31 protein-coding genes are annotated in these 26,760 nt (G+C 73.6%); 11 read left to right on the top strand and 20 right to left on the bottom strand.

The features are described 5' to 3' along the window. The first annotated feature begins 51 nt into the window (after positions 1-51). The gene (locus LN652_RS00850) at positions 52-2,163 is read left to right on the top strand and encodes an alpha/beta hydrolase (protein WP_230442835.1); all 2,112 of its coding nucleotides are present in this window, start codon (positions 52-54) and stop codon (positions 2,161-2,163) included. Here the strand turns inward: LN652_RS00850 and LN652_RS00845 are convergent. From LN652_RS00845 to LN652_RS00790, 12 genes are all read right to left on the bottom strand, one after another. After that, positions 2,100-3,794, bottom strand: coding sequence for an ATP-binding protein (locus tag LN652_RS00845; RefSeq protein WP_230442834.1), 1,695 nt, complete (start codon positions 3,792-3,794; stop codon positions 2,100-2,102). The two genes, LN652_RS00850 and LN652_RS00845, sit on opposite strands and share 64 nt — an antisense overlap. Beyond that, positions 3,794-5,272 (bottom strand): bacterial transcriptional activator domain-containing protein, encoded by a 1,479-nt coding sequence (locus LN652_RS00840; RefSeq protein ID WP_230442833.1) that lies wholly within the window; start codon positions 5,270-5,272, stop codon positions 3,794-3,796. The genes LN652_RS00845 and LN652_RS00840 overlap by 1 nt, the downstream gene beginning before the upstream one ends. Positions 5,273-5,305: 33 nt before the next feature. Then, positions 5,306-5,692 (bottom strand): DUF3037 domain-containing protein, encoded by a 387-nt coding sequence (locus LN652_RS00835; protein ID WP_230442832.1) that lies wholly within the window; start codon positions 5,690-5,692, stop codon positions 5,306-5,308. After that, positions 5,689-6,477: a HipA family kinase gene (locus tag LN652_RS00830; protein ID WP_230442831.1), complete on the bottom strand. Its 789-nt coding sequence runs from the start codon at positions 6,475-6,477 to the stop codon at positions 5,689-5,691. Before LN652_RS00830 ends, LN652_RS00835 begins: the two co-directional genes overlap by 4 nt. Beyond that, complete coding sequence (locus tag LN652_RS00825) at positions 6,474-7,328, bottom strand: PPK2 family polyphosphate kinase (protein ID WP_230442830.1); 855 nt, start codon at positions 7,326-7,328, stop codon at positions 6,474-6,476. Before LN652_RS00825 ends, LN652_RS00830 begins: the two co-directional genes overlap by 4 nt. Positions 7,329-7,358: 30 nt before the next feature. Next, positions 7,359-7,847 (bottom strand): phosphoribosyltransferase, encoded by a 489-nt coding sequence (locus tag LN652_RS00820; protein WP_230442829.1) that lies wholly within the window; start codon positions 7,845-7,847, stop codon positions 7,359-7,361. A gap of 56 nt (positions 7,848-7,903) precedes the next feature. Further along, entirely contained in the window at positions 7,904-8,644 is a 741-nt protein-coding gene (locus tag LN652_RS00815; RefSeq protein ID WP_230442828.1) for a regulatory protein RecX, read from the bottom strand. Beyond that, positions 8,634-9,686 (bottom strand): recombinase RecA, encoded by a 1,053-nt coding sequence (gene recA / locus LN652_RS00810; RefSeq protein WP_230442827.1) that lies wholly within the window; start codon positions 9,684-9,686, stop codon positions 8,634-8,636. Before recA ends, LN652_RS00815 begins: the two co-directional genes overlap by 11 nt. 195 nt (positions 9,687-9,881) lie before the next feature. Further along, positions 9,882-11,135 carry an MFS transporter gene (locus tag LN652_RS00805; RefSeq protein WP_230442826.1) on the bottom strand — a complete coding sequence of 418 codons (1,254 nt, stop codon included), beginning with the start codon at positions 11,133-11,135 and terminating at the stop codon, positions 9,882-9,884. After that, positions 11,132-11,326, bottom strand: a complete 195-nt coding sequence (locus LN652_RS00800; protein WP_230442825.1) for a DUF3046 domain-containing protein — start codon at positions 11,324-11,326, stop codon at positions 11,132-11,134. Before LN652_RS00800 ends, LN652_RS00805 begins: the two co-directional genes overlap by 4 nt. Beyond that, complete coding sequence (locus LN652_RS00795) at positions 11,323-11,940, bottom strand: class I SAM-dependent methyltransferase (protein ID WP_230442824.1); 618 nt, start codon at positions 11,938-11,940, stop codon at positions 11,323-11,325. Before LN652_RS00795 ends, LN652_RS00800 begins: the two co-directional genes overlap by 4 nt. Continuing rightward, entirely contained in the window at positions 11,937-12,482 is a 546-nt protein-coding gene (locus LN652_RS00790) for a DinB family protein (protein ID WP_230442823.1), read from the bottom strand. The genes LN652_RS00795 and LN652_RS00790 overlap by 4 nt, the downstream gene beginning before the upstream one ends. A gap of 212 nt (positions 12,483-12,694) precedes the next feature. Between LN652_RS00790 and LN652_RS00785 the strand changes: the two genes are divergently transcribed. After that, positions 12,695-13,003 (top strand): GNAT family N-acetyltransferase, encoded by a 309-nt coding sequence (locus LN652_RS00785; protein ID WP_230442822.1) that lies wholly within the window; start codon positions 12,695-12,697, stop codon positions 13,001-13,003. 7 nt (positions 13,004-13,010) lie between these two features. Here LN652_RS00785 and LN652_RS00780 read toward each other — a convergent pair whose 3' ends face one another. The 5 genes from LN652_RS00780 to LN652_RS00760 form a co-directional block, all read right to left on the bottom strand. After that, positions 13,011-14,639: an AMP-binding protein gene (locus LN652_RS00780; RefSeq protein WP_230442821.1), complete on the bottom strand. Its 1,629-nt coding sequence runs from the start codon at positions 14,637-14,639 to the stop codon at positions 13,011-13,013. Positions 14,640-14,688: 49 nt separating this feature from the next. Then, positions 14,689-15,264, bottom strand: coding sequence for a hypothetical protein (locus LN652_RS00775; RefSeq protein WP_230442820.1), 576 nt, complete (start codon positions 15,262-15,264; stop codon positions 14,689-14,691). A gap of 132 nt (positions 15,265-15,396) precedes the next feature. After that, positions 15,397-16,194 carry an ABC transporter permease gene (locus tag LN652_RS00770; protein ID WP_230442819.1) on the bottom strand — a complete coding sequence of 266 codons (798 nt, stop codon included), beginning with the start codon at positions 16,192-16,194 and terminating at the stop codon, positions 15,397-15,399. A 10-nt stretch (positions 16,195-16,204) separates the two neighbouring features. Next, a complete protein-coding gene (locus tag LN652_RS00765) occupies positions 16,205-17,026 on the bottom strand; it encodes an ABC transporter permease (RefSeq protein ID WP_230442818.1) in 822 nt (273 codons plus the stop codon). Further along, positions 17,026-17,952, bottom strand: coding sequence for an ABC transporter ATP-binding protein (locus tag LN652_RS00760; protein ID WP_456238072.1), 927 nt, complete (start codon positions 17,950-17,952; stop codon positions 17,026-17,028). The genes LN652_RS00765 and LN652_RS00760 overlap by 1 nt, the downstream gene beginning before the upstream one ends. Positions 17,953-18,022: 70 nt before the next feature. Here LN652_RS00760 and LN652_RS00755 point away from each other — a divergent pair, with 70 nt between their 5' ends. Continuing rightward, positions 18,023-18,778 carry a YqjF family protein gene (locus LN652_RS00755; protein WP_230442816.1) on the top strand — a complete coding sequence of 252 codons (756 nt, stop codon included), beginning with the start codon at positions 18,023-18,025 and terminating at the stop codon, positions 18,776-18,778. Between the two features lie 2 nt (positions 18,779-18,780). Here LN652_RS00755 and LN652_RS00750 read toward each other — a convergent pair whose 3' ends face one another. After that, positions 18,781-19,944, bottom strand: a complete 1,164-nt coding sequence (locus LN652_RS00750; protein WP_230442815.1) for a PQQ-dependent sugar dehydrogenase — start codon at positions 19,942-19,944, stop codon at positions 18,781-18,783. A 159-nt stretch (positions 19,945-20,103) separates the two neighbouring features. On the opposite strand from LN652_RS00750, the gene LN652_RS00745 reads away from it, so the two are divergent. Genes LN652_RS00745 through LN652_RS00735 form a run of 3 tightly spaced genes read left to right on the top strand, consistent with a single transcriptional unit; the run spans position 20,104 to position 22,278 of the window. Then, positions 20,104-20,466 carry a YciI family protein gene (locus LN652_RS00745; protein ID WP_230442814.1) on the top strand — a complete coding sequence of 121 codons (363 nt, stop codon included), beginning with the start codon at positions 20,104-20,106 and terminating at the stop codon, positions 20,464-20,466. 23 nt (positions 20,467-20,489) lie between these two features. Next, complete coding sequence (locus LN652_RS00740; RefSeq protein WP_230442813.1) at positions 20,490-21,773, top strand: RNA polymerase sigma factor; 1,284 nt, start codon at positions 20,490-20,492, stop codon at positions 21,771-21,773. Between the two features lie 19 nt (positions 21,774-21,792). Then, positions 21,793-22,278 (top strand): nucleoside deaminase, encoded by a 486-nt coding sequence (locus tag LN652_RS00735; protein ID WP_230442812.1) that lies wholly within the window; start codon positions 21,793-21,795, stop codon positions 22,276-22,278. Positions 22,279-22,292: 14 nt separating this feature from the next. Here LN652_RS00735 and LN652_RS00730 read toward each other — a convergent pair whose 3' ends face one another. Beyond that, the gene (locus LN652_RS00730) at positions 22,293-22,631 is read right to left on the bottom strand and encodes a hypothetical protein (RefSeq protein WP_230442811.1); all 339 of its coding nucleotides are present in this window, start codon (positions 22,629-22,631) and stop codon (positions 22,293-22,295) included. Here LN652_RS00730 and LN652_RS00725 point away from each other — a divergent pair. Genes LN652_RS00725 through LN652_RS00705 form a run of 5 tightly spaced genes read left to right on the top strand, consistent with a single transcriptional unit; the run spans position 22,630 to position 26,490 of the window. Continuing rightward, positions 22,630-23,610, top strand: a complete 981-nt coding sequence (locus tag LN652_RS00725) for an NAD-dependent epimerase/dehydratase family protein (protein ID WP_230442810.1) — start codon at positions 22,630-22,632, stop codon at positions 23,608-23,610. The genes LN652_RS00730 and LN652_RS00725 overlap by 2 nt on opposite strands. Beyond that, the gene (gene arr, locus LN652_RS00720; protein ID WP_230442809.1) at positions 23,607-24,056 is read left to right on the top strand and encodes an NAD(+)--rifampin ADP-ribosyltransferase; all 450 of its coding nucleotides are present in this window, start codon (positions 23,607-23,609) and stop codon (positions 24,054-24,056) included. The genes LN652_RS00725 and arr overlap by 4 nt, the downstream gene beginning before the upstream one ends. Positions 24,057-24,101: 45 nt before the next feature. After that, entirely contained in the window at positions 24,102-24,839 is a 738-nt protein-coding gene (locus LN652_RS00715; protein ID WP_230442808.1) for a DinB family protein, read from the top strand. Beyond that, on the top strand, positions 24,836-25,180 hold the full coding sequence (locus LN652_RS00710; protein WP_230442807.1) for an iron chaperone: 345 nt from the start codon (positions 24,836-24,838) through the stop codon (positions 25,178-25,180). The genes LN652_RS00715 and LN652_RS00710 overlap by 4 nt, the downstream gene beginning before the upstream one ends. 53 nt (positions 25,181-25,233) lie before the next feature. Beyond that, a complete protein-coding gene (locus tag LN652_RS00705; RefSeq protein ID WP_230442806.1) occupies positions 25,234-26,490 on the top strand; it encodes a sulfatase family protein in 1,257 nt (418 codons plus the stop codon). Between the two features lie 20 nt (positions 26,491-26,510). Here LN652_RS00705 and LN652_RS00700 read toward each other — a convergent pair whose 3' ends face one another. Continuing rightward, the gene (locus tag LN652_RS00700) at positions 26,511-26,756 is read right to left on the bottom strand and encodes a DUF1272 domain-containing protein (RefSeq protein WP_230442805.1); all 246 of its coding nucleotides are present in this window, start codon (positions 26,754-26,756) and stop codon (positions 26,511-26,513) included. Positions 26,757-26,760: the final 4 nt, after the last annotated feature.

Genomic DNA, 26,760 nt, shown 5'->3' with positions numbered 1-26,760 from the left:
TTGCGCTCCGGTTGCAACCGGGCTGCAACCACGGACACGGAGGGTCGCACCATGAGGGCACGGGAACCTGACAGCGAGGGCACGGTCGAGGTCGGCGGCGTGGGGCTGGCGTGGGAGTCGTTCAACGACGGCGCCGCGAGCACGGTGCTGTTCGTGCCCATCGACACCTGCGTCCACAGCGGCGCCTGGAAGGGCCAGGTGGCCTACCTCGCCCAGCACTTCCGCGTGGTCACCGTCGACCCGCCCGGCAACGGCCGGTCGGGGCGCTCGGTCGACCCGCAGGCCTACGCCGACAGCACCATGGTCGCCTCGACCGTCGCGGTGCTCCACCACCTCGGCATCGACCGGGCCGTCCTGGTGGGCGTGTGCGTGAGCGCGTGGCAGGCCCTGCTGACCGCCGCCCTCCACCCCGACCGGGTCCAGGGCGTCGTGGCCGTGGGTCCGTGGGTCCGCGACGAGACGGAGCCGTTCCCCGTGCGGCAGGACGCGATGCGTCACTTCGAGGAGGAACGGGACGACTACTCGCAGTGGAGGGGCGCGAACCGCCACTACCTCGCCGACCACTGGCAGGACTACGCCGAGTTCTTCTTCGACCAGATGCTGCCCGAGCCGCACTCCACCAAGCAGCTCGAGGACATCCTCGGCTTCACCGGCGAGACGACGGGGTCCGTGATCATCGCCGAGCACGACGCTCCGCGGTGGACCGACAGCCCGGCGGAGGCCGAGCGCCTGCTGCGGACGATCACCGCCCCCGTGCTCGTCATCCAGGGCACCGCCGACCTGTGCCAGCCGGAGGGCCGCAGCCGCAGCGTCGTGGCGTGGACCGGAGCCGAGCACCTCGTGATCGAGGGTTCGGGACACCTGCCGATGGCGCGGTACCCGGTGGTGGTCAACCGGGCGATCAAGGCGCTCGTCGACCGGGTCAACGACGTCCCGCCCCCGCGGCGTACGCCGTCGCGCCGGCGTCCCCGCGCCCTCTACCTCTCCTCCCCCATCGGGCTCGGCCACGTCCGCCGCGACCTGGCCGTGGCCGACGCGATGCGGCGGATGCGCCCGGACCTCGAGGTGGAGTGGCTCACCCAGTCACCGGTCGCGGACTTCCTCGAGGCGCGCGGCGAGACGGTGCACCCCGCGTCGCGCCTCCTCGCCAGCGAGTCGGGCCACTTCGAGGCCGAGTGCGGCGAGCACGACCTGCACGCCTTCGACGCGGTGCGCCGCATGGACGAGGTGCTGGTCAACAACTTCATGGTCTTCGACGACCTCGTCGACCGGGAGACCTTCGACCTGTGGGTCGGGGACGAGGCCTGGGACCTCGACCACTTCCTCCACGAGCACCCCTCGCTCAAGCGGGCTCCCTTCGTGTGGATGACCGACTTCGTCGGCTGGGTGCCGATGCCGGACGGGGGCGAGCGCGAGGCCTTCCTCACGGCCGACTACAACGCCGAGATGGTCGAGCACGTCGCCCGCGCGCCCCACCTGCGCGACCGGTCGGTGTTCGTCGGCGACCCCGACGACGTGGCCGACCTGCCGCTCGGCCCCGGCCTGCCGGGCACCCGGGAGTGGACCGCGGACCACTTCGACTTCGCCGGCTACGTCATGGGCGAGCGCCCGGACCCGGCCCGGCGCGACGAGCTGCGCGAGCGGCTGGGCTACCGCGACGGCGAGGTCGTCTGCGTGGTCTCGGTCGGCGGCTCCGGGGTCGGTCACCACCTGCTGCGCCGGGTCGCGGCGGCGTACGACCCGCTGGCCGCCCGCGTGCCGGGGCTGCGGATGGTCGTGGTGACCGGCCCGCGCATCGACCGGGCGGCCCTCGACCTGCCGCGCGGCGTCGAGGTGCACGGCTTCCTGCCGGACCTCGACCTGCACCACGCCGCGTGCGACGTCGCGGTGGTGCAGGGCGGGCTCAGCACCACGATGGAGCTGACCGCGGCCGGGCGTCCGTTCGTGTACGTCCCGCTGGAGCACCACTTCGAGCAGCAGGTGCACGTGCGACACCGACTCGAGCGACACCGCGCGGGGCGCGCGATGTCCTACGCCGACACCTCCGACCCGGACCGGGTCGCCGACGAGCTCGTCGCGGCGCTGGCCCGGCCGGTGGACTACCTTCCGGTCCCCTCCGACGGCGCCGACCGGGCGGCTCGGCTGGTGCTCGAGGCGCTCTGACGCAGCACGTCCACACGGCGGCGCAGCTCGGGCCACGAGCTCGACGTGGCCTCCGCCAACGGCGTCAGCACCCGCGCCGCCTCGACCTCGTCGCCGCGCGCGAGGGCGGCTCCCGCGAGCAACAGGTACGCGTCGGCGCCGAGCACCCACGCCCGGCCGGGCGGGCAGTCGACTGCTGCCAGGGCGTCGGTCGCCGCCCGGGTGTGCTCACCCGTGAGCGAAGCCAGCGCGGCGCCGCACAGCAGCCGCCCGGGCCGGGCCGTCCCGCTGTGGGCCGCCAGGCCCGACCGGGCGACCTCCGTGGCCTCGGCGCGGTCACCGGTCTCGACGAGCGTCGCGGCGAGCAGGCCGGCCGCCCACGAGTGCCACCAGGGGTGGTCCACGGACGACGTGGCCTCGACCGAGCGCCGACCCAGGTCGCGCGCGGCGTCGAGGTCGCCGGACAGGCGGGTCAGCCAGCCGCGGTAGGCGAGCAACCAGCCGGCGTAGGCGTGGAAGCCGCTGCGGAGGTTGAGGTCGAGCGCCTCGACCAGGCGGGCGTCGGCGCCGGCCCAGTCGTCGGCCGCCGCGGGCACGAAGGACGCCTCGAAGACCACCCACTGGCGCAGCCAGGGGTTCGGCAGCTGCACCAGGAGCGGCTCGAGCCGGGACACGGCGTCCGCGAGCGCCGGGGCGTCGCCCAGGTACCACGCCACCGTCTTGAGGCCGTCGAGCGCCAGGAGCGTGCCCTCGGCGGAGCCGGCCGCCTCGGCGCGGGCGAGCGCCCGGGCGGCACGCGTCCCGGCGGTCGCGAGCAGCAACCGGCTGGCGTCCATCACCGCGAGCCGGCACGCGAAGTCGGCCTCGGCGCGGCGGTCGCCCAGGCCGGCGCCAGGCGCAGCCCGTCCTCGAGCGCCCGCTGATGTCGTCCGCGGGGACCTGCGCCACGGCGACGTCACCGCCCGCGCCCGCAGCGCGGCCAGCTCGAGGCGCCGCTCGCCGCTGCTGCGCGCCCACGCCAGCGCGTCGTCGATGTCGGCGATCGCCTCGGTCCACGCGGTCCGGGCCTCGTGCACCCGGGCCCGGACCAGCAGCGCCCGGGCCCGGGTGTCGGGCGTGGTGCCGACGACGCCGAGGCACCGCTCGACCAGCAGCCGGGCGTCCTCCACCGCCGAGCGTCTCAGCGCCTCCTCGCCGGCGAGCAGCCACCCGCGGGCCGCCCGCCCGACGTCCCCGGCCGCGTGCGCGTGCGCCGCCATCACCTCGGGACGGTCGGCCGTGAGGTCCGCGGCCCGGCGGTGGTAGGCGACCGCGACCGGCTGCGGCAACGCGGCGTACACGCACTCCTGCAGCAGGTCGTTGGCGAACTCGTAGAGCGGACCGCTGCGCGCGAGCAGGCCGGAGCGGGTGAGGTCCTCGCAGAGCCGGGTGGTGGCCACCTCCGACTGCTCGGTCAACCCGGCGAGCAGGCGCGGGTCCAGCCGACGCCGCAGCACGGCCGCGGCCTCGACGACCGACCGCCGGTCGGGTCCGAGGCGGTCGACGCGGGCCAGCACGGCGGCCGACAGGGAGGCCGGCACGCCGGCGTCGCCCGTCGCCAGCGCGCGCAGGCACTCCACGACGCTGAGCGTGTGCCCGGCGGTGCGGGCCATCACCTGGTCGCCGTGGTCGGCCAGCCGGACGCGGCCGCCAGCGCGGCGACGGCGTCCGGTGGCAGCGGCCCGACGCGGACCGGTCGGGCCAGGTCGCCGAGCCGCTCGGCGACCGTCGCGTCCTCGCTGCGCACCGCGCCCACCACGAGCGCGCGGGACCCGGCGAGCCGCCGACCCAGGTAGCCCAGCAGGTCGACGGTGGCGGCGCCGGCGTCCTGGAGGTCGTCGAGCACGAGCACCGTCGGGCGCGCGAGGGCGAGCCGTTGGAGGGCCGCGAGGACGGCGTCGTAGGTGGCCCGCCGCTGCAGGTCGTGGTCGGCCGGCGGCGCCGGCGCACCGCGCAGCACGGTGCCGAGGTCGGGCAGCAGGGTCACCCACGCCGCCTCGTGGTCCCGGACCACGGTGGCGAGGGCGTCGGTCGGGAGGGACGCGAGGGTCGGGCGCAGCGCGTCGACCACCGGCTGCAGGAAGAGCGAGCGCTCGGCCGGGTGGCACCGGCCCCGCACCGCGTGCCCGCCCCCGGCGACGACGACCTCCGCCACTGCGTCCAGCAGCCGGGTCTTGCCGATGCCGCCCTCCCCCACGACCAGCACCACGCCGGCGTCCGCACCGCCGACCGCACCCCGCCAGGCGTCCGTGATGGCCGCCAGCTCGCGCTCGCGCCCGAGGAGGGTCACGGCCGGCGCCGCACCAGCGGGGCGCTCCGCCGGCGCCTCGCCGCCCGGCGCCACCGATCGCAGCAGGTCGAGGTGGAGTGCTGCCGTGGCCGCGTCGGGCTCGGTGCCGAGGTCCGCCCGCAGGACGCGGGCGAGCCGGTCGTACGCCGCCAGCGCGGCTGCTGCCTGTCCGTCGGCCGCCAGCGCCCGCATCCGGTCGCGCACCGCCCGCTCGTCGTAGGGATCGGGCGTCCCCTCGGACGCGATCGCCACCGCTCGTCCCGGGTCGAGGTGCGCCAGCGCCACGACCCGCAGGTGCCGGGCCTCGCGCCGCGCCGCGTCGACCTCGCGCCGGAGGTCGAGCACCCAGGCAGCGTCGTCCTCGTCGAGGAGGGCGTCGCCGGCCCCTAGGAGGTCCATCGCGGCGGCGGCCGCCGCCTCGGCCAGTGCGTGCTCGCCCGCGGCGAGCCGGTCGGCGGCCGCCGCGCACAGCTGCTCGGCCTCCGCGACGTCCAGGGTCCAGGAGCCCGCGAGCCGGTAGGCGCCCGGCAGCCCGGCGACGGCCTGGGCGCCGACGGTGCGGCGGATCCGGCTGACGAGCGTGGCGACGTTGGCCGACGGGTCGGCCGGTGGGTCGGCGCCCCACAGCGTCTCCACGATCCGGTCGGTGGCCACCGGCCGGCCCCGCTCCGCGGCCAGGAGGGCCAGCAACGTGCGCGCCTTGCGGCTCCCGAGCTCACGACCCGCGAGCACGCCGGCACCCGCCTCCACCCGGAGCGTGGACGCCAGTCGGACCCGGACGACACCGTCGGGGGTGCTCACGCCCTCAGTATCGCCGGGTCACCCCGCGCACCGTCACCCCACGAGACGCTCGCGCAGGTGGGCGAGCTGGCGGGCGGGGTCGTCGGTCACCCCGCCGTGCACCGGGCCGGGCTGGAGCACCGTGCTGCGTGGCGCCTTGAGGAACCCGAAGCGCTGGCCCAGCGGCTGGCGGGCGGCCTCGCCCGCCCGCGCGTCACCGCGGCACACGCGCTCGACGAAGCCGAGCGCCTCGCAGACCTGATCGACGTGGAGCCGGGGGTCCAGTGCCAGGAGCCGGTCGCGGTCGCAGGACCACTCGACGTCGAGGAAGTCGGCGGACTGGCAGTGCAGGACCACGCCGACGTTGAGGAACTCCTCGCGGTCGGGGCGCGGCACGCACCGCAGGACGACGTACTGGTAGGCCAGCCGGGAGACGCTCATCGGTCCGCCCCCGGCAGCCACTGCCGCGTGGCGAGGCGCGCGGTGAGGAAGTCGACGTAGGCCACGCGCAGGGCGTCGGGCCCGAGCGGGCCGGCGCCGTCCACACCCGGCACCGGCTCCAGCCACACGTCGGGCACGTCGGCGAGCACCTCGGCGAACACCTCGGGCCCCAGCAGTGCGCCGATCTCGTCGTCGAGCTCGCGGGCCCGACCCGCGCACGCCTCGAAGACGTGACCGGAGGCATCCCACGGCTGCGCGGCGAACCGGGCCGGATCGGTCACGCCGGAGCGCCATCCGTGGTGGAAGTAGAGCGAGGCTCCGTGGTCGATGACCCAGAGATCGCCGTTCCAGAGCAGCAGGTTGGGGTTGCGCCACGACCGGTCGACGTTGGCGGTGAAGGCGTCGAGCCAGAGCACGCGTGCGCCCTCGTCCTCGGCCGCCGTCACCTGGCCGTCGACGCCGAACGAGCCCGGCAGGAAGTCGATCCCGAGGTTGGGGCCGACGCTCGCGTTGAGCAGGTCCTGCACCTCCTCGTCGGCCTCGTAGCGGGCGATCTCGGGGTCGAGGTCCAGCACGACCAGACGCGGCGTGCGCAGCCCGAGGCGGGTGGCCAGCCCGCTCACCACGACCTCGGCGACGAGGACCCGGGCCCCCTGGCCGGCGCCGCGGAACTTGCAGACGTAGGTCCCGAGGTCGTCGGCCTCGACGACGCCGGGCAGGCTGCCGCCCTCGCGCAGCGGCGTGACGTACCGGGTGACGGTGACGCCGGGCAGTCCGGCGCTCATTGGACGGGAGCCTCCTGCGCGAGGCGCTGCTGCTCGGCCGCGACGTCGAAGTCGGCGGCCGGCCACTGCAGGTCCAGGCCGCGCAGGGTGTCGAGCAGGAGCTGCCCGACGGCGAGGTTGCGGAACCACTTCTTGTCCGACGGCACGACGTGCCACGGCGCGACCTGGGTGCTGGTGCGCTCAAGGACGGTCTCGTAGGCGGCACGGTAGGCCGGCCAGTGGGCGCGCTCGTCGAGGTCGCCGGGGTTGTACTTCCAGTGCTTCGCCGGGTTGGCCAGCCGCTCGGCCAGCCGCTCGCGCTGCTCGTCGGCGCTGATGTGCAGCATGCACTTGACGATCGAGACCCCCTCGCCGGCCAGGCGCGCCTCGAAGTCGTTGATCGCGCCGTAGCGGCGCTCGATCTCGTCGGGCTCGGCGAGGCCGCGCACCCGGGCGATCAGCACGTCCTCGTAGTGGGAGCGGTCGAAGACCCCGATGAAGCCGGCCGACGGCAGTCCCCGCTCGATGCGCCACAGGAAGTCGTGGGCCCGCTCCTCCTCCGTCGGCGCCTTGAACGAGGTGATCCGCACGCCCTGCGGGTCGACGAGGCCGATCGTGTGGCGCAGCACCCCGCCCTTGCCGCTGGTGTCCATCCCCTTCAGGACGAGCAGCACCCGGCGCTCGGCGCCGACGGTGCGTTGGGCCCACAGCCGCTCCTGGAGGTCGGCGAGCTCCTCGCCCATCGCGAGCAGCGCGGCCCTGCCGTCGCTCTTGGAGCCGTCGAAGCCCGGGGCGGCGTCGGTGTCGATCGTGGTGAGGTCGACGGGGCCGGCGGGCAGCCGCAGGGCGTCGGCGATGGCGGACGTCGTCATGGGCCCATCATGGCCCACGCCCGCGGCGCGTCAGTGCGCCAGTCCGTGCCCGACGACCGGCGGCAGCACCGACCAGGGGAAGTCGATCCACCGCTCGGTGCGACGCCACGCGTAGTCGGGCTTGATCACCGACTGCGGCTTCTCGTAGATCACCGCCGTGCGCGCCTCGGCGACGTGGCCGGCGCAGAACTCCTGGACCAGCTCGAGGGTGCGGCCGGTGTCGGCGACGTCGTCGGCGACCAGGACCTTCAGGCCCGACAGGTCGACCGCCGCCGGGGTGGGCGGGAGCATGATCGGGACGTCGAGGCGCTGGTCGACACCGGTGTAGAACTCGACGTTGACGACCGAGATGTTCTTGACCCCGAGCGCGTAGCCCAGGCCCATCCCGAGCGCCAGGCCGCCGCGCGCGATCGCCAGCACCATGTCGGGGGCGAAGCCCGAGTCGGCGACCTCCTGGGCGAGCTCGCGGGTGGCGGTGCCGAACAGGTCATAGGTGAGGACCTCGCGCTCGTTGCTCACGCCGACCATCCCACCAGAGCCGGGTCCCGGCGTGGAAGGGGGTGGTCAGTCCTCGGTCAGTCCTCGGGCAGCGCGACGTCGTCGAGGTCCTCGTCGGCACCGAGGTCGGCGAGCGCCTCGCGGACCACGGCGAAGGCCAGGCCCGGCGCGTAGCCCTTGCGGGCCAGCAGCCCGGCGAGCCGACGGGTGGCGACCTGCGGCTCGAGACCGCGCATCGAGCGGAGCTTCTTGTCGACCAGCGCCCGCGCCGCCGCCCGCTGGTCGTCGTCGTCGATCTGCCCGAGGGCCTCGGCGGCGTCGTCGTCGGTGACGCCCTTGCGGCGCAGCTCCTGCTTCAGCGCACGCGGCGCCAGCCCGCGGCTGCGGTGCCGGCTCTCCACCCACTGGCGGGCGAAGGCCGCGTCGTCGATCAGCCCGACCTCGGTGAACCGGTCGAGCAGCGCGGACGCCAGCTCGTCGGGCACGCCGCGCTTGGCGAGCTTGTCGGCGAGCTCCTGGCGCGTGCGGGCCTGACCGGTCAGCGTGTCGAGGAGGATCTTGCGCGCGACCGCCTCGGGGTCGGCCTCGACCTCGGCGGCCGCCGCCTCCGCGCGAGCGACCCGGGCCGCCTCGCGCTCCTCCCAGGTGCGGGTGCGGCCGCGGCCTCCCGACCGGCGGCCACCGCTGCGGGAGCCCGCCGGACGCCGGGCGGGACGGGCGGGCTCGTCCGGCGTGGGTGGGGTCTCCCCCACCCACGCCTGCACGCCCAGCCCGACGTCACCGACCCAGTCGGGCGCCGGACGCTGCTCAGAAGTCATCGACCCCGATGGGCTCGTCGCTCAGGCCGTCGGCGGGCGCGTCGACGACCGGCGTGACGCCGAGCTTCTCCAGGATCAGCTTCTCGATCTCGTTGGCCAGGTCGGGGTTGTCGCGCAGGAAGTTGCGCGAGTTCTCCTTGCCCTGGCCGAGCTGGTCGCCCTCGTAGGTGTACCAGGCGCCGGCCTTGCGGATCAGGCCCGCCTCCACGCCCACGTCGATCAGGCCGCCCTCGCGGCTGATGCCCTTGCCGTACATGATGTCGAACTCGGCCTGCTTGAACGGCGGCGCGACCTTGTTCTTGACGACCTTGACGCGGGTGCGGTTGCCGACCATGTCGGTGCCGTCCTTGAGCGTCTCGATGCGACGCACGTCGAGGCGCACCGAGGAGTAGAACTTCAGCGCCCGACCACCGGTCGTGGTCTCCGGCGAGCCGAACATCACGCCGATCTTCTCGCGCAGCTGGTTGATGAAGATCGCGGTGGTGCCGGCGTTGTTGAGCGCACCGGTCATCTTCCGCAGCGCCTGGCTCATCAGGCGGGCCTGGAGGCCGACGTGGCTGTCGCCCATCTCGCCCTCGATCTCGGCGCGCGGCACGAGCGCGGCGACCGAGTCGATGACGATCAGCGACAGGGCGCCCGAGCGGATCAGCATGTCGGCGATCTCGAGCGCCTGCTCACCGGAGTCGGGCTGGGAGACGAGCAGCGCGTCGGTGTCGACGCCGAGGGCCTTCGCGTACTCCGGGTCGAGCGCGTGCTCGGCGTCGATGAAGGCGACGATGCCGCCGGCCGCCTGGGCGCTCGCCACCGCGTGGAGCGCGACCGTCGTCTTTCCGGAGGACTCCGGGCCGTAGATCTCCACGACGCGGCCGCGCGGGAGACCGCCGAGCCCGAGGGCCACGTCGAGGGCGATCGACCCCGTGGGGATCACCTCGAGCGGGGCACGCGTCTCGTCGCCCAGTCGCATGACCGAGCCCTTGCCGAACTGCTTCTCCACCTGGGCGAGGGCGGCATCGAGGGCCTTCTCGCGGTCTGCACCAGCCATTGCTGTGTCCCGTTCTCTCGAGTGAGTGATGTGTAGGTACGTCTGCGACGCTAGGGCGAGCCACCGACAGCCCCTGATCAGGACCGTCACACGCTGTGGACAACCTCGCCCCTCGTCGTACCTGTGGACGCACAGTAGCCCGAACAGGTGTTCGACGGCAGGTGCCGGCCCGGCGTGTCGCCGGGGAATCGCGGCTCAGCCGTGGCGGCCGGTCACGGCACCGGCGACGACGACGGCCAGCGCGAGCAGCGCCGCGAAGAGCGCGAGAGCGGCGTAGCCCAGCGACCCCACGATCACGCCGGCCAGCGCCCCACCGCCCGCGGCGGTGAGCGCCATCGCCATGTCGGAGGTGCCCTGCACGTCGGTGCGGGCCTCGACCGGCGTGCGGTCGGCGACCACGGTGGAGGCAGCGACCGTGGCGGCCGACCAGCCCAGCCCGAGCAGGAACAGGCCGGTGAAGATCTGCCACGACGACCCCTCGGGCGACGAGCCGCACAGCGCCAGCGACACCAGCAGCACCGCTCCCCCGGCGACCAGGACGGCGCTGCGACCGAACCGGTCGGCCGCCCACCCCATCACCGGCGCGAACGCGAACATCCCGAGCACGTGGACGGAGATGACGAAGCCGATCACCTCGAGGTGTGCGCCGCCGTGCTCCATGTGCAGCGGGGTCATGATCATCACGGTCACCATCGCCGCGTGGGCGCACGCCATGGCCACGACCGCCGCGCCGACCGCCGGCACGTCGCGCACGACCGCGGCGGAGCGGGTCCACGACCGGCCGCCGGGGCCGTCGGCCACCTCGGCGCTGACGCCCGCGACCTGCTGGGCGACCAGCAGCGGGTCGGGCCGCAGCCGCCACGCGACCCACGCCGCCGCCACCACCAGCACCACGGACCCGATCGCGAAGCCACCGGTGAGCGCGGGGATCCCGAGCGAGCGCGCGACGCTGCCGCCCGCGCCGGTGAGGTTCGGCCCCGCGACGGCGCCGATGGTGGTGGCCCACACCACGACCGAGAGCGCCCGGGCGCGGTGGGCCTCGGTGGCGAGGTCGGTGGCGGCGTAGCGCGAGCCGTTGTTGACCGCCGTGGTGGCGCCGAGCAGGAGCGCGCCGAGCAGCAGCACCGCCATGGAGTCGACGACGCCCGCGACGACCGCGAGCACGGCGCCAGCGGCCCCGACCAGGTAGCCGGTGACCAGGCCCACCCGTCGACCGCGCCGACGCATCAGCCGGGCCAGCGCGTAGGCCGCACCGGCGGTGCCGAGGACCTGGAAGGTCTGGGCGAGACCGGCCTGGGTCTCGCTCCCGGAGATGTCCCGGGCGAGGAGCGAGGCCGTGGCCACGCCGATGGTGACGCCCACGGCGCCGATCGCCTGGGAGACGACGAGGGTGCGGACCGTGCGGCGCTGGAGGGCGGCGAGGTCGACCTGCTCGACCGTGCCGGTCACCGCTCGCTCGCGGGCAGCTCGAGCTGGCGGCGCACGGCTGCCCAGACCTCCTTGGGCGACATCCCGGCGTCGATCGCCTCCCGCGTGGTGCGGCCGTCGAGGTCGCGCAGGACGGTCAGCTCCGCCCAGCTGCGCGAGTAGTCGCGGCCCAGGGCGTCGTCTAGCCGCGCCCAGAACTCGGTGTGCCTCATGGGGACACGGTCCCACGCACGGCCGACAGCTCGAGCCACGACTCCGACCTCTTCCCCTCCAGACCGGACCGGACCTCGACGTCGGTCCACCCGGCGTCCGCGACGACCTGCCCCAGTGCCTCGGCGCGCCAGTACGTGAAGTGGCGGCGGCTGGTGATCGACCCGTGGGTGGACCACCCGTCGCCGTCGCCCTCCTTGACCGCGACGAGGAGCGCGCCACCGGCACGCGTCACCGAGGCCAGGCGGGCGAGCACGGCGTGGAGGTCCGCGCGCGCCACGTGCAGGAGCGAGGCGTTGGCCCACACGGCGTCGTACGCGCCGTCGGGTGACGTCAGGTCGTCGACGAGCGGGTCGAGGAGGTCGGCCTCGTGGCCCTGCTCCCGGAGCAGCGCGACGAAGGCGGGCGTGACGTCGGTGCGCCGGACCCGCAGCCCGAGCTCCTCCATCGCCAGCGCGTCACGGCCCCCGCCGGAGCCGATCTCGAGCACGCGTGCCCCCGGCCCCACCCGGGCGGCGAGGTTCTCGATCCGGGCGCGCACCGAGGCGGTCATCGTCGCGGTGCTGGCGACGTAGGCCGCGGCGTCGCGGTCGTAGGAGCGGACGGTCTCGTTCACGCGCGGTCCTCCTGCGCACCCACGTCGTGCAGGTGGTGGACCACGTCGTGGAGGTGGTAGCTGCCCAGCGAGGCGACGGTGAACTCGTCGCCGTTGGACCGCGTGCCGCGCCGGCTCGCCGCGTCCGCGTCGACACCGGCGTAGAGCCCGGCGACCGCACCGGCCGCCCCGATCAGGTCGCCGGCGACCTCCCCGGGGTCCTGCGAGCCGTAGGCGCTCTCGACGGCGGTGACGTCCTGGTCCCAGTTGTCGAACGTCGGTCCGTCCTGCTCCAGCATGAGTCGCACCCGCTCGGCGAAGAGCAGGTGCACGTCACGCACGTGGCACGCGTACTCCAGCGGCGACCACACACCCGGAGCCGGTCGCTCGCGCACGTCGGCGCGCGCCAGGACCTCCGACCAGGTCATCGCCGTGTCGTGGAGCAGCCCGGGCAGGTCGGCGAGGCCCTGGGAGGACGGGTCGAAGCCGCAGTCGGGGCACGGGCGCTCGAGGACCCAGGTCCAGTCCTTGGTGTCGGGTGTGATGTCGGGGGTGCTGCTCACGCCTGCATCCAACCAGCCCCCGCGCCGGGGACAATGGGTGGAATGGACATCCGCCGCGCAGTTCCCGCCGACCTGCCCGCCGTCGCCGCCATCTACGGACGCGAGGCGCGCGAGGGGCACGCCACCTTCGACCACGAGCCGCGACCGACGGAGTTCTGGGAGGAGAAGCTCGCCGCCGACGACCACTTCCTCGTCGCGGAGACGACGGCGAGGTGGTCGGCTGGGTCTCCGCCGCGCCCTACCGGCCCAAGCCGGCCTACGTCCACACGCGCGAGAGCACCGTCTACGTCGCGCCCGGCCACCAGGGACTCGGCGTCGGCAGGCAGATGTACGACGCCCTGCTGGCGCTGCTGCGCGCGGACGGGGTGCACGCCGTCGTGGCCGGCGTCGCCCTGCCCAACCCGGCGAGCCAGCGCCTGCACGAGGCGTGCGGCTTCGAGGAGGTCGGGGTGATGCGGCAGGTGGGCCGCAAGTTCGACCGGTGGATCGACCTGGCGTGGTACTCCCTGGTGCTCGCCTGAGCTCCGGTCAGGCCAGCCCGAGCTCGCGGGTCGACACCTCGCGCATCTCGACCTTGCGGACCTTGCCGGTGACGGTCATCGGGAACTCCTCGACCACCATGACGTAGCGCGGGATCTTGTAGTGCGCCAGCTTGCCGGTCGCGAACGCACGCACGGCCTCGGCGTCGAGCGGGGTGGAGCCCGACCGCATCCGCAGCCACGCACACAGCTCCTCGCCGTACTTCTGGTCCGGGACGCCGACCACCTGCACGTCCTCGATGTCGGGGTGCGTGTAGAGGAACTCCTCGATCTCGCGCGGGTAGACGTTCTCGCCGCCGCGGATCACCATGTCCTTGATCCGCCCGGTGATCCGGACGTAGCCGCTCTCGTCCATCACGCCGAGGTCGCCGGTGTGCATCCAGCCGTCGGCGTCGATGGCCTCGCGGGTCTTCTCCTCCTCGTCCCAGTAGCCGAGCATCACCGAGTAGCCGCGGGTGCAGAACTCGCCGGCCTCGCCGCGCGGCAGCGTCTCGCCGGTCAGCGGGTCCACGACCTTGACCTCGAGGTGCGGGCAGACCCGGCCCACCGTGCCCACCTTGCGCTCGAGCGAGTCGTCGCGGCGGGTCTGCATCGAGACGGGCGACGTCTCGGTCATGCCGTAGGCGATCGTCATCTCGTCGATGCCGGCGGCGATGAGCTTCTTCATCATCTCCTCGGGGCACGGCGAGCCGGCCATGATCCCGGTGCGCACCGACGACAGGTCGTAGGTCTCGACGTCGGGGAGCGCCCACTCGGCGATGAACATCGTCGGCACGCCGTAGAGCGAGGTGCACGACTCGTCGGCCGTCGCCCGCAGCGTCAGCGCGGGGTCGAAGCCGGGCGCCGGGATGACCATCGTGGCGCCGTGGGTGGAGCAGGCCAGGTTGCCCATCACCATCCCGAAGCAGTGGTAGAACGGCACCGGGATGCAGACCCGGTCGGCCTCGGTGTAGCCGCACACCTCGCCGACGAGGTAGCCGTTGTTGAGGATGTTGCGGTGGCTGAGGGTCGCGCCCTTGGGGAACCCCGTCGTGCCGGACGTGTACTGGATGTTGATCGGGTCGTTCGGGTCGAGCGACGCCGCTCGCTGCGCCAGGTCGTCGGCCGTCACGCGACGGCCGTCGGCCAGCAGTCCCGCCCAGCTCTCCTCGTCGTCGAGGTGCACCACGCGCTCGAGCGCGCGCGTGTCGACCCGCGTCTCCTCGATCATCGCGCGGTAGTCGCTGGTCTTGAAGGACGTCGCGGCCACCAGCAGCCGCATGCCGGACTGGTTGGCGACGTAGGCGAACTCGTGGGTGCGGTAGGCCGGGTTGACGTTGACGAGGATCGCGCCGATCCGGGCGGTGGCGAACTGCACGAGCGTCCACTCCGCGCTGTTGGGTCCCCAGATGCCGACGCGGTCGCCCTGCTGGATCCCGGCGCCCATCAGGCCGCGCGCGAGCTCGTCGACGTCACGGTCCAGCTCGGCCCAGGTCCAGCGCCGGCCGCTGGCGCACTCGACCAGCGCCTCGCGGTCGGCGTGGGTCGCGACGGTGCGCGACAGGTTCGCCCCGATGGTCTCCTCGAGCAGGGCCGGCGTGGTCTCTCCCCGGGCGTACGACGTCACGTCTGCATCCATGCCCGGAAACCTACGTGCGCCCCCGGACGCGCCGCCAGTGGGGCGCGGCTCACCGCCGCGCCAGCAGGAGGCGGGTCAGCCTGCCCAGCCCGTGCTCGTAGGCCCCTGCGCCCAGGTTGGTGCCGATGAGGAAGACGAGCGCGTCGGACGAGGAGATGGAGTCGGTCACGACGGTGGCTCCGAACGCGCCGGCGTAGTAGGGCACCTCCTTGACGACCTCCGACGCCACGTAGCCCCCGGAGGACGCCAGCCGCAGCGCCCGCGGACCGCACGACCGCGCCAGGGCCAGGTCGTGCGCGGCCTTCGACAGCACGTTGGTGCTCGTCCCCGTACGGCCCAGCAGCGCATGGTTCTCGCGCAGGTTGGTCCTGAGCCCGAGGGCCCACACCCCGTAGCTGATCCCCAGCGCGGCCAGCAGGACTCCGTGGTCCAGGCCGTCGAGGACCCCGGAGGTCGCGAGCAGGATGCCGGCCGCGGTGGCCAGCGCCTCGAGCGCGTAGGTCGACACCCCGGTGGCCAGGAGGGACAGGATCCAGGCCGCGGCGTGCCCGCCACGCGTCGTGGGCGGCCCCGTGCTCCGGGGCGTCGCCGGGTCCGGCACCCTCGGGCGAGATCCTGCAGCCATGGCACCCCACCCCCTCCCTCCCGCCGCCCCGCGAGGGCGGCCGCAGGCGTGAAGCCGCCAAGGACGCTACGCCTGTGTCGCCGCTGCCGATACCACCACCTGGGGGGGTGCGGGCCGTGAGGCCGCTCGGCCTCAGGTCAGCAGCAGCGTGTCGAGCCGCCGGCGGACGACGAGCAGCCCGATCACGCCCATCACCGCGAGGTAGACGACCGACACCGCCGACTCCCAGGTGACCACGCCGGTCGTGAGCTCGCGGCACAGCACGACCCCGCGGTAGAGCGGGGTGGCCTCGACGACCCAGCGCAGCACCCCGTCGCCGAAGGCCTCGACGGGGAAGAAGGTCGCGGAGAACAGGAACAGCGGCATCTGGGCGAGCGTGATCTTGTCGAAGTCCTGCCAGCTCTTCATCCACGTCGTCAGCGCCATGCACACGGCCGAGAACGCGAACGCGATCAGCACGGTCGCCGGCAGCGCCAGCACCGCCCACCACGACTCCACGAGCCCCATCGCGAGCATCACCACGAGGAAGGCGGCGGAGTAGACCGACCCGCGCAGCAGGCCCCAGATGATCTCGCCGCGCGCGATGTCGCCGGTCGACAGCGGCGTGGCGAGCATCTGGTCGTAGAGCTTCTCGTACTTGAGCTTGAAGAACACGTTGAACGTGCTGTCCAGCAGCGCCCCGTTGAAGGCCGAGGTGGCGAGCATGGCCGGCGCGACGAAGGCGGCGTAGGGCACCTGCTCGCCGTGGAACTCGAAGGAGTCGATGAGCTGGCCGACGCCGATGCCGATCGAGAAGAGGTAGAGGACCGGCTCGAGGAACCCGGTGAGGAACAGCTTCCAGGCCGAGCGGTAGACGAGGAAGTTGCGCAGCACCAGCAGGCGGGCGGCGCCCACCGGCGTCAGCGGAGCGGGGATCGCGACCCCGGACACGACGGCCACCTCAGACCTCCAGCCGCTTGTCGAGGCCGCGCACCGACCACACCCAGCCCACCACGGTGAGCCCGACGAGGACCGCGAGGTTGACCGCCGCCAGCGGCCAGTCGACGGTGTCGAGGCAGAACATCCGCGACAGCGAGACGCCGTGCCACAGCGGCGTCAGGCGGGCGACCCACTCCAGCACCGGGCCGAGGTTGCTGATCGGGAAGAACGCCCCGGAGAACAGCGTGAGCGGCAGCACCCCGAGCCGGAAGACCAGCCCGAAGCCCTCCTCGGAGCGCAGCCGCGCGGAGTAGCCGAACGTGATCGCGGCGAAGGCGGTGCCGACGAGCACCTGCGCCACCCACGCCAGCAGCGGTCCCCACCAGGTCTCGAAGACGCCGAAGGGGGCGAGCACGAGCATGAACACCGCGCACGCGGACGCCACCCGGAAGACCACGAAGGCCAGGAACGCGTTGACCAGGTCGCGCACCGCCAGCGGCGTGGCGAGCTGGGCGAAGAAGGTCTTGTGCCACTTGATCGCGCCCATGACGGGGTAGGTCGACTCGCTCACCGCCAGCGTCATCGCGTGCGCCGCCACCAGCCCGGGCACGATGAAGGCGAGGTACGAGGTGGCGCCCTCGAGCCGCGCGGGGTCGGCGTCGATGAAGCCGCCGAGCAGCACGCCCATCGCCAGGACGTAGAACAGCGGGGTCACGAAGGAGTTCGCCACTCCCCCGCGCCAGGTGCGCTTGTAGACGGTCAGCCAGTAGTCGTACTGGCGCGCCATGCCCTCCCACACCGAGAGGGTGCCGGCGGGTCGGGGGGCGGAGGCCGTGGACGCCATCAGTCGGCCAGGCTCCGGCCGGTGAGGCGCAGGAAGACGTCCTCGAGGGTGGAGCGGCGCACGAGCGTCGCGATCGGCTGGAGGCCGCGCTCGATGACGGCCGTGACGACGTCCTCGCCGTGGTCGCTGTAGACCAGGAGCCGGTCGGGCAGCACCTCGACCCGCTCGCCGAGGTCCGCGACCTTCTCCGCGAGCGCCTCGTGCTCACCGACGCCGAAGCGCAGCTCGGCCACCTCGCGCGTGGAGTGGGCGTCGATCAGCTCGCGGGGCGAGCCCTCGGCGGCGATCACGCCCTTGTCCATGACGACGAGCCGGTCGCACAGCTGCTCGGCCTCGTCCATGTAGTGGGTGGTGATGACGAGGGTGACGCCGGCCTGCTTGAGCCGGAACAGCTGGTCCCACAGGACGTGGCGGGCCTGCGGGTCGAGGCCGGTGGTGGGCTCGTCGAGCAGCAGCACGTCGGGGTTGTTGATCAGGCTGCGCGCGATCGTCAGGCGGCGCTTCATGCCGCCCGAGAGGTCCTCGACCTTCGCCTTCGCCTTCTCGGTGATCTGCGCGAACTCGAGCAGCTCGGTCGCGCGCTCGCGGCAGGTGGCGCGGTCGAGGCCGAAGTACCGGCCGTAGATGTAGAGGTTGTCGAAGACGTTGAGCTCGTTGTCGAGGGTGTCCTCCTGCGGGCACACCCCGAGCCGACCGCGGATCGCGGGGCCGTCGGTGGCGGGGTCCATGCCGAGGATCCGCAGCTCGCCGCCGCTCACCGGGCTGACCGAGGCGATCATCCGCATCGTGCTCGACTTGCCGGCGCCGTTGGGGCCGAGGAACCCGAAGGCCTCGCCCTGCAGCACGTCGACGTCGATGCCCTTGACGGCCTCGAAGTCCCCGAACGACTTGCGCAGCCCCCGCGCCGAGATCATGGTCTCCCTCACGTCGGTCGACCCTAGTTCAGCCGTCCGACAACGCGCCATCGACGCGCACCCTGCTCGTAGGATCGAGGGCGTGGACGCGCGCCCGGTCGAGGAGGTCACCCCGCAGGCACCGGTCATGCCCGGCGCCGTGCTGATGAACCAGCACTGGCGCGACCTGACCTTCCTGCACTGGGCCGTCGACCCGGCGCTGGTCGCCGACCGGATGCCGCCCGGTGTCCGACCCGACACCCTCGACGGGCTGACCTACGTCGGGCTGATCCCGTTCCGCATGGTCGACGCGTCGCCGTTCCGGCTGCCGGGCACCCCGTGGCTCGGCACGTTCCTGGAGACCAACGTGCGGCTCTACTCCGTCGACGACACCGGGCGGCGCGGCATCGTGTTCCTCAGCCTCGACGCCGACCGGCTGGCCGTGGTGCTCGGCGCCCGGGCCGCGTTCAACGTGCCCTACCGGTGGGCCCGCATGCGGCACCGGCTCGACGACGGCGTGCACACCTACGACGCCCGGCTGCGCTGGCCCAGCGCACGCGGCGCGACCCACCTCGCCGTACGCCCCGGCGCACGCCGCGAGCCGACGGCGCTGGACCACTTCCTGAGCGCCCGCTGGGGGCTCCACACGTCGGTGCTGGGGCGCACGCTCTACGTTCCGAACCGGCACGAGCCCTGGCCGGTCCACGACGCCGAGGTGCTCGCCCTCCACGACGGCCTGATGGCCTCGGTCGGTCTGCCCGGCCTGGCCGAGCGGGCGCCGGACCACGTCGGCTTCAGCCCGGGCGTGTACACCGAGTTCGGCCTCCCCCGCGACGCCCGCCGCCCCCGCTGCGGCTGAGGTCAGGCCGGCGTCAGCCGCAGCAGCCGGCCCGACCCCTCGTCCTCGAGCAGCCAGATCGCGCCGTCCGGTGCCTCGTCGACCGCCCGGACGCGCTGCCCGAGGTCGAAGACCTGCTGCTCGCCCGCCGTGGTGCCGTCGAGGTCGACGCGGACGAGCGCCTCGCCCGAGAGCGCGCCGATGAGCGCGTCGCCCCGCCAGTCGGGGAACATCTCGCCGTCGTAGACGAGCAGGCTGCCCGGCGAGATGCTGGGGTTCCACGACGCGGCGGGGGCGACGAAGCCGTCCCCCTCCTCGTGGTCCGGGATCTCGCCGCCGCCGTAGTCGCTGCCGTTGGACACCTTGGGCCAGCCGTAGTTGCCGCCGGGCTCGACGACGTTGAGCTCGTCGCCGCCCTCGGGCCCCATCTCGGTCTCCCAGAGCGTGCCGTCCGGCGCGAACTGCAGCCCGAGCGGGTTGCGGTGGCCCCAGCTCCAGATCTCGGCGGTCACGCCGCCGCGGTCCGCGAGCGGGTTCCCGGGGGCCGGGTCGCCGTCGAGGGTGAGCCGCACGACCGAGCCGAGGGTGTTGGTGGTGTCCTGTGCCGGGCTCCCCTGCTGGCGGTCGCCCGAGGTCACGAACAGGTGCTCGCCGTCGGGCGAGAACGCGATCCGGTGGCCGAAGTGGCCGTCGCCGTCGACCTTCGGCGTCTGTCGCCACACCACCTCGAGGTCCTCCAGCGACGCACCTCCTCCGCCGGTCTCCAGCCGGCCACGGCCGACCACCGCGCCGGTCCCGCCGTCGCCCGCCTCGACCCAGCTGAGGTAGACGAGCCCGTCCTGCTCGAAGGTCGGCGCGGGGACCACGTCGCCGAGCCCGCCCTGGCCGGCGTCCACGACCTCGGGGACGCCCGCGACCTCGACCTGGTCGCCGGTGCCGGCGTCGCGCAGGTGCAGGGCTCCGCTGCGCTCGGTGACGAGCAGGTCGCCCGTCCCGGGCAGGAAGGCCATCGCCCACGGCTCGTCGTAGCGCGCGACCTCCTCGACCGCGAACGGCCAGTCGCTGTCGCCCTCCTCCGTCGCCGGGCCGAGGGCGCCGGACGCCGCGGTGTCGCCGGAGCACCCGGCGGTGACGGCGGCGACCAGGCCGGCGAGGAGTCCGCCGAGGATGCGTGCGCGGTGTGCCATGACCCCATCCTGCGCCGGGGTGGCAAGCGGCACCCCGGCTCGCCAGACTGACCGGAAGTTCTCGGTCGTCCGATGTCGAGGCGCGCGGTGCCCGTCCGACGTACGTGCGAGACAGCAGTCCACACCCACCAGCAGGAGTTGAGAGAGATGCCGCGTTTCATGGGATTCGTCCGCATGGAGGAGAACGTCGGGATGCCGCCGAAGTCGCTGTTCGAGGCGATGGACGCCTACATCGGGGAGCGCGCGGCCGACGGTCGGTTCGTCGACGGCGGCGGGCTCTTCGGCACGGAGGACGCCGTGAACTTCGTCGTCCGGGGTGGCGAGGTCACCCGGGTCGACGGGCCCTACGCCGAGGGCAAGGAGGTCGTCGGCGGCTGGGCGATCACGGAGTACGACACCGTGGAGGCCGCGATCGCCGACCAGCAGCTCTTCGCCCAGCTGCACGCCGACCACTGGCCCGAGGTCACCGTCGTCGCCACGATGCGCCAGATCTCCGAGGGCCCCGAGGAGCCCACCGCCTGACGCTGCACCCCTACGCTGGCCGCGTGCCGGAAGGGACCACCCACGACGACCCCGCAGGGGCCGTGATCGCCGCGTGGCGGGCCGAGTCGGCCCGCCTCGTCGGCGCCCTCACCCGGATGACCCGCGACGTCGACCTCGCCGAGGACCTGGCGCAGGACGCGCTCGTCGCCGCCCTCGAGCAGTGGCCGGCCACCGGGATCCCCGACAACCCGTCCGCCTGGCTGATGACCACGGCCAAGCGCCGTGGCATCGACCACTTCCGGCGGGCGGACACGCTGCGCCGCAAGGTGGCCGAGCTCGGCGCCGGGCGCGGGGAGGAGGCGGACGTGCCCGACCTCGAGGACCAGGTCGACCACATCGAGGACGACGTCCTGCGGCTGGTGTTCCTGACCTGCCACCCCTCGCTGACCCCGGAGTCGCGCGCCGCGCTGACGCTGCGGCTGGTCGGCGGGCTCACCACCGCCGAGATCGCCCGCGGCTTCCTCACCAGCGAGGCGACGATGGGTCAGCGGATCTCGCGGGCGAAGCGGACGCTGGTCGACGCCCGCGCCGGGCTCGAGCTGCCGACCGGCGCTGAGCGGGTCGCCCGCCTCGACGACGTGATGGCCGTGCTCTACCTGATCTTCAACGAGGGCTACACCGCGACCGCGGGCGACGAGTGGGTGCGCACCGACCTCGTCGAGGAGGCCACCCGGCTGGCCCGGATGCTGTCCGACCTCGCACCGGCCGAGCCGGAGGTGCTCGGGCTCCAGGCGCTGATGGAGCTCCAGGGCTCGCGCACGGCGGCCCGGCGGTCCGCGTCGGGCGAGCCGGTGCTGCTCGACGACCAGGACCGCAGCCTGTGGGACGCGCTGCGGATCCGCCGCGGCCTCGCCGCGCTGGAGCGCGCGACCACGCTCGCAGCCTCGGGCGCTCCGGTCGGTCGCTACTTCCTCCAGGCCTCGATCGCCGCTCAGCACGCCGTCGCGCGGCGTGCGGAGGACACCGACTGGCGTCGCATCTCGGCGCTCTACGACGTCCTGGCCGGGGCAGCGCCCGGCCCGGTCGTCGAGGTCAACCGTGCGGTCGCGCACGGACGTGCGTTCGGCGCGGACGCGGGCCTGGCTGTGCTCGCCTCGGTCGACCCGGCCGCCCTCGCGGGCTCGCCCCTGGTGCCGAGCGTGCGCGGCGACCTGCTCGAGCGGGCCGGCCGGCACGCCGAGGCGGCGCTGGCGTTCACCGAGGCGGCGTCGCTGACCCGCAACGCGGGTGAGCGCGCGGTCCTCGGACGCCGGGCGGCGGACAACCGGGCTGTCGCCGACGGCTGAGGTTGCCTACGGTCGCCCCATGGAACCCACGCCACCCACCGCCGACGACCTCGTCCACCTGCGCCGCTGCGTCCAGCTCGCCCGCGAGGCGCTGGAGGCGGGCGACGAGCCGTTCGGGTCGCTGCTCGTGGGCCCCGACGGCGCCGTGCTCCGCGAGGATCGCAACCGCACGGGCGGCGGTGACCAGACCCGGCACCCCGAGCTCGACCTGGCGCGGTGGGCGGCCGCGCACGTCCCCGCCGAGGTGCGTCCGCGCTGCACGGTCTACACCTCCGGCGAGCACTGCCCGATGTGTGCCGCCGGACACGCGTGGGTCGGCCTGGGCCGGATCGTCTACGCCGGCTCCACCGCGCAGCTCGGACAGTGGCGAGCGAACGAGCCGGCCGGTCCGGTGCTGCCGCTCCCGATCGGTGACGTCGCACCGGGCGTCCCGCTGTCCGGTCCCGCACCCGAGCTCGCCGACGAGCTGCGCGAGCTGCACACGCGGGCGGCCGCGCGCGGCTGATCCCGCACCTCCGGTCAGAGACCGTCGGCGACCTCGTCGGACGCAGGCGTCCACGGTCCGATCCCCGCGGCCTCCGCCGTGTTGCGGGCGATGCCGACGAGCAGCCGCAGAGTCTGCTCGAGCCACCCGAACGTGACGTGGATCGTCAGGGCGGCGGCGAGGCCGACGAGCACGGGCGGCCACAGGCTGGCACCGGACGTCACGCCGAGGACGATCCCGACCACCAGGACCAGCACGACCAGCGCCGTGCGTGCGGTCGCGATCAGGTTGGCGAGCCTCTCGGCGGGCAGCACGTCGACGTATCCGGCGGGCAGCTGGGCGTGCGACACGCTGCTGGACTGGTGTTCCCCCATGGCCACGACCCTAGAGCAGCGCGGCGAGGTGACCGCCGGGGTGTGCCGCGCCGCTCGCCGCCGGGGTAGGAAGGTCGTCATGCGCATCTTCTTCACCGGCGGCAGCGGCAAGGCCGGCCGGCACGTAGCCCCCTACCTCGTCGAGCAGGGCCACCAGGTCACCAACGCGGACCTGGTGCCGCTCGACCGCCCCGGCGTCGCGGACCTGCGCGTCGACCTCACCGACGCCGGCGAGGTCTACTCGGCGCTCGCCGGGCTCGCGACCTTCGACGAGCTCGACCTCCCGGAGAAGCCGTCCTACGACGCGGTCGTGCACTTCGCGGCGATCCCCGCGATCCTCAAGCAGGCCGACGCCGCGACCTACGCCACCAACGTGCTGAGCACCTACAACATCCTCGAGGCCGCCACCCGGCTCGGCATCCCCAAGGTGGTCTTCGCCTCGTCGGAGACCACCTACGGCGTGTGCTTCGCGCAGGGCGAGCGCAAGCCGCTCTACGTCCCCGTCGACGAGGAGCACCCCACGGTGCCGGAGGACTCCTACGCGATGTCGAAGGTGGCCAACGAGGTGACCGCCCGCTCGTTCCAGGCGCGCAGCGGCATCGACGTCTACGGGCTGCGGATCAACAACGTGATCGAGCCGCACGAGTACGCCGAGCTGTTCCCGCCGTTCCTCACCGACCCGGCGCTGCGGCGGCGCAACATCTTCGCCTACATCGACGTGCGCGACCTCGGCCACATGGTGCAGCGCTGCCTGGAGACCGACGGCCTGGGCTACGAGGTCTTCAACGTCGCCAACGCCGACATGTCGGTGGCCGCCACGACGAGCGAGGTGGTCGAGCGGTTCTACGACGGCGTCGAGGTGCGGCGCGAGATGGGGCGCGACGAGACGTTCTACTCGATCGACAAGGCACGCTCGATGGTCGGCTTCGAGCCGCAGCACTCGTGGCGCGACGTGCTCGACGACCCGGGTGCGTCGTGAGCGACCGCCGGCCCGTGACGTTCGAGCACCACGACCACGTCTCGGGCCCCTTCCTGCACGGCACCAAGGCCGTGCTGAGCCCGGGTGACGAGCTGGTCGCCGGCTACGCGTCCAACTTCGAGGAGGACCGGGTGCTGCGCCACATCTACTTCACGACGCTGGAGAGCACCGCGGCCTGGGGCGCCCAGCTCGCCACGGCCCTCGCCGGGGTCGAGGGGGACGGACACGTCTACGCCGTCGAGCCGATGGGCCCCTTCGAGGACGATCCCAACGTGACGGACAAGAAGTTCCCCGGCAACCCCACCGAGTCCTACCGCACCCACCACGCGCTGCGGGTGCTGCACGAGGTGCACGACTGGCAGCGCCACTCCCCCGAGGCGCTGCGGGCGATGCTCGACGGCCTGGCGCGGCTGCGCGAGGAGGGCCGGGCGGTCATCGAGGACTGAGCGCGGCTCCTGTCGCCTGTCGGTGGCCGGCCCCATGATGGGGACATGACGACCTTCTCCGGTGACGAGCTCGAGGGCGGCCGCTTCGTCCGGGCCAGCCTCAAGGGCGCGACCTTCCGCGGCTCCGACCTCAGCGGGGTGACGATGCGCAGCGTCGACGTCGACGGGCTCGACATCGACAGCCACGACCTGTTCATGGGCACCCTGCTCGTCAACGGCGTCGACGTCGTGCCGCTCGTCGAGGCCGAGCTCAACCGGCGGTTCCCCGGCCGCGAGCTCCAGCACGCGAGGACGCCCGACGGCCTGCGCGAGGGGTGGGTCGCCGTCCAGGCCGCGTGGGCCACCACCGTCGCGGACACCGCCCCCGGGCTGGTGGACGCCCACGTCGAGGACGAGTGGTCGCTCGCCCAGACCCTGCGCCACCTCGTCCTGGCCACCGACACCTGGCTGCGGGGTGCGATCCTGCGCGTGGACCAGCCGTTCCACGAGATCGGGCTGGTGTTCACGGGCGCCGAGCAGATGGGCTTCGACATGTCGCCCCTCCGGACCGACGTGCCGTCCTACGACGAGGTGCTCGCGGTCCGCGCCGAGCGCCAGCGGCTCGTCACCGACTTCCTCGCCGACGTGACCCCGGAGCGGCTGGAGGAGGAGCGGGACGACCCGTGGGGGTTCGACTGGCACCCGAGCGTCGGTGACTGCGTACGCGTCATCCTCGAGGAGGAGTGGGCACACCTGCGCTACGTCCGACGCGACCTGGCGCTGCTGGGGGACGCTCAGGGATGACCACCTCCGGAGCGGCCGCCGTCGACGCCTACATCGCCCCGTTCCCGCCCGAGGTCGGCGAGCGGCTGACCGGCCTGCGCCGCGTCATCCTCGAGCACCTGCCCGGCGGCGAGGAGACCGTCCGCTACGGCATGCCGGCGGTGATGGTGGGCGGTCGCTACGGGCTGCACTTCGCGGGGTGGAAGAAGCACGTCGCGCTCTACCCCGTCCCGGTCATGGACGAGCCGCTGGAGTCGCGGGTCGCGCCCTACCGCACCGGCAAGGACACCGTGCGCTTCCTGCACTCGCAGGACCTGCCCTACGACCTGGTGGCGGAGGTGTGTGACCGGCTGGCCCGGTGACCGCGCTCGCGGACGGAGCGGGCGCGGTGCGCCGCGTGCGTAGGGTGGCGCGCATGGCCGACAACGTGTTGTGGATCGTGACGGACGACCAGATGCGCTCGACCCTGAGGTCGATGGACCGCACCTGGCGGCGCCTGGTCCGCAAGGGCGTGCACTTCCGGCAGGGCTACAGCGCGATGCCGCTGTGCGGGCCCGCTCGCGCCTCGATCCTGACCAGCCGCTACCCGCACAACCACGGGTGCGACACCAACATGACCCACCAGCCGTTCGTCGCCCGCGGGCTCGACCAGGACACGGCGGCGACCCGGATGAAGGTGGCCGGCTACGACACCGGCTACTTCGGCAAGTACATGAACGGCGTCGCCCAGGACCCGACCTACGTCGCCCCCGGGTGGGACCGCTGGGTGACGCTGCTCGACGGCATGATCGACGACCCGCGGGTGAACGTCGACGGGACGGTCCGGAAGGTCGACTCGCAGCGGGCCTTCGACCGCTTCGCCGCGCGGCGGCTGCGTCGCTTCATCCGTCGCCACCAGGACGGACCGTGGTTCGCGGTCTACTCGCCGACCGCGCCGCACGGCCCGTACACGCCCAGCCCGGAGCACGCCGACGACTTCGACGGGGTCGCGTGGGACCCGCCCGCGCTCAACGAGGCCGACATGGGCGACAAGCCCACCTGGCTGCGGGACCTCCCCCGGCAGGACCGCGACCGGATGCGGAAGCTCTACGAGGGCAAGCTCGAGGAGCTGCAGGACGTCGACGACCAGATCGGCAAGGTGCTCGACGTCCTGCGGCGCACCGGCCAGCTCGCCCGAACGTGGATCTTCTTCGTGTCCGACAACGGCTACCTCCTCGGCGAGCACCGGCTGCTGTCGAAGTCGCAGCCCTACGAGGAGGCGTCGGGCATCCCGTTCGCCGTGCGCGGGCCCGGTGTCGAGCCGCGGGGCGTCGACGCGCTGGTGTCCCAGGTCGACCTGATGCCCACCGCCCTCGACATCGCAGGCGTCGACCCGGACACCGGACGCGAGCTCGACGGCCGCTCCATGCTCGGGCCGCTCCGGTCCGGCGACTGGTCCTCGTGGCGGCGGCGGCTGCTCGTGGAGAACACCAACCTCGACTGGGCGCTGCTGCGCGAGGGGACCTTCGCCTACGTCGAGCACCGGGGCACCGCGGAGTGGGAGCTCTACGACCTCGAGCGCGACCCGCACCAGCTGACGAGCCTGCGCGACGCCGACGTCTCCGCGTGGTCGCGGCGGACCGGGGAGCTGTCCGGGACCGAGGGCGTCGCGCTGCGCCGCCTCGAGCAGTAGCCCGCGTTGCGGGTCAGCGCCTACGCGCTCGGACCGCACCCCTCCGCGCGTACGCGGACCGTCGACGCCGGGTGTCGGACGAGCGCTGCTGCCGGTCGGATCGGACGCGGGGTGAACCCGCCGCCGCAGTTGGGGCACACGCCGCGCAGGACCGTCTCGACACAGGCGCGGCAGAAGGTGCACTCGAAGGTGCAGATCATCGCGTCCGGGGCCGTCGGCGCCAGGTCCTTGTCGCAGCACTCGCAGTTGGGTCGCAGCTCCAGCACGTGC

It is taken from the genome of Nocardioides okcheonensis, from assembly GCF_020991065.1.
In the GTDB taxonomy this organism is placed as follows: Bacteria; Actinomycetota; Actinomycetes; order Propionibacteriales; family Nocardioidaceae; genus Nocardioides; species Nocardioides okcheonensis.
The sequence above is the reverse complement of the archived record's forward strand: the minus strand, read 5'-3'. Positions and strand labels throughout refer to the sequence as shown.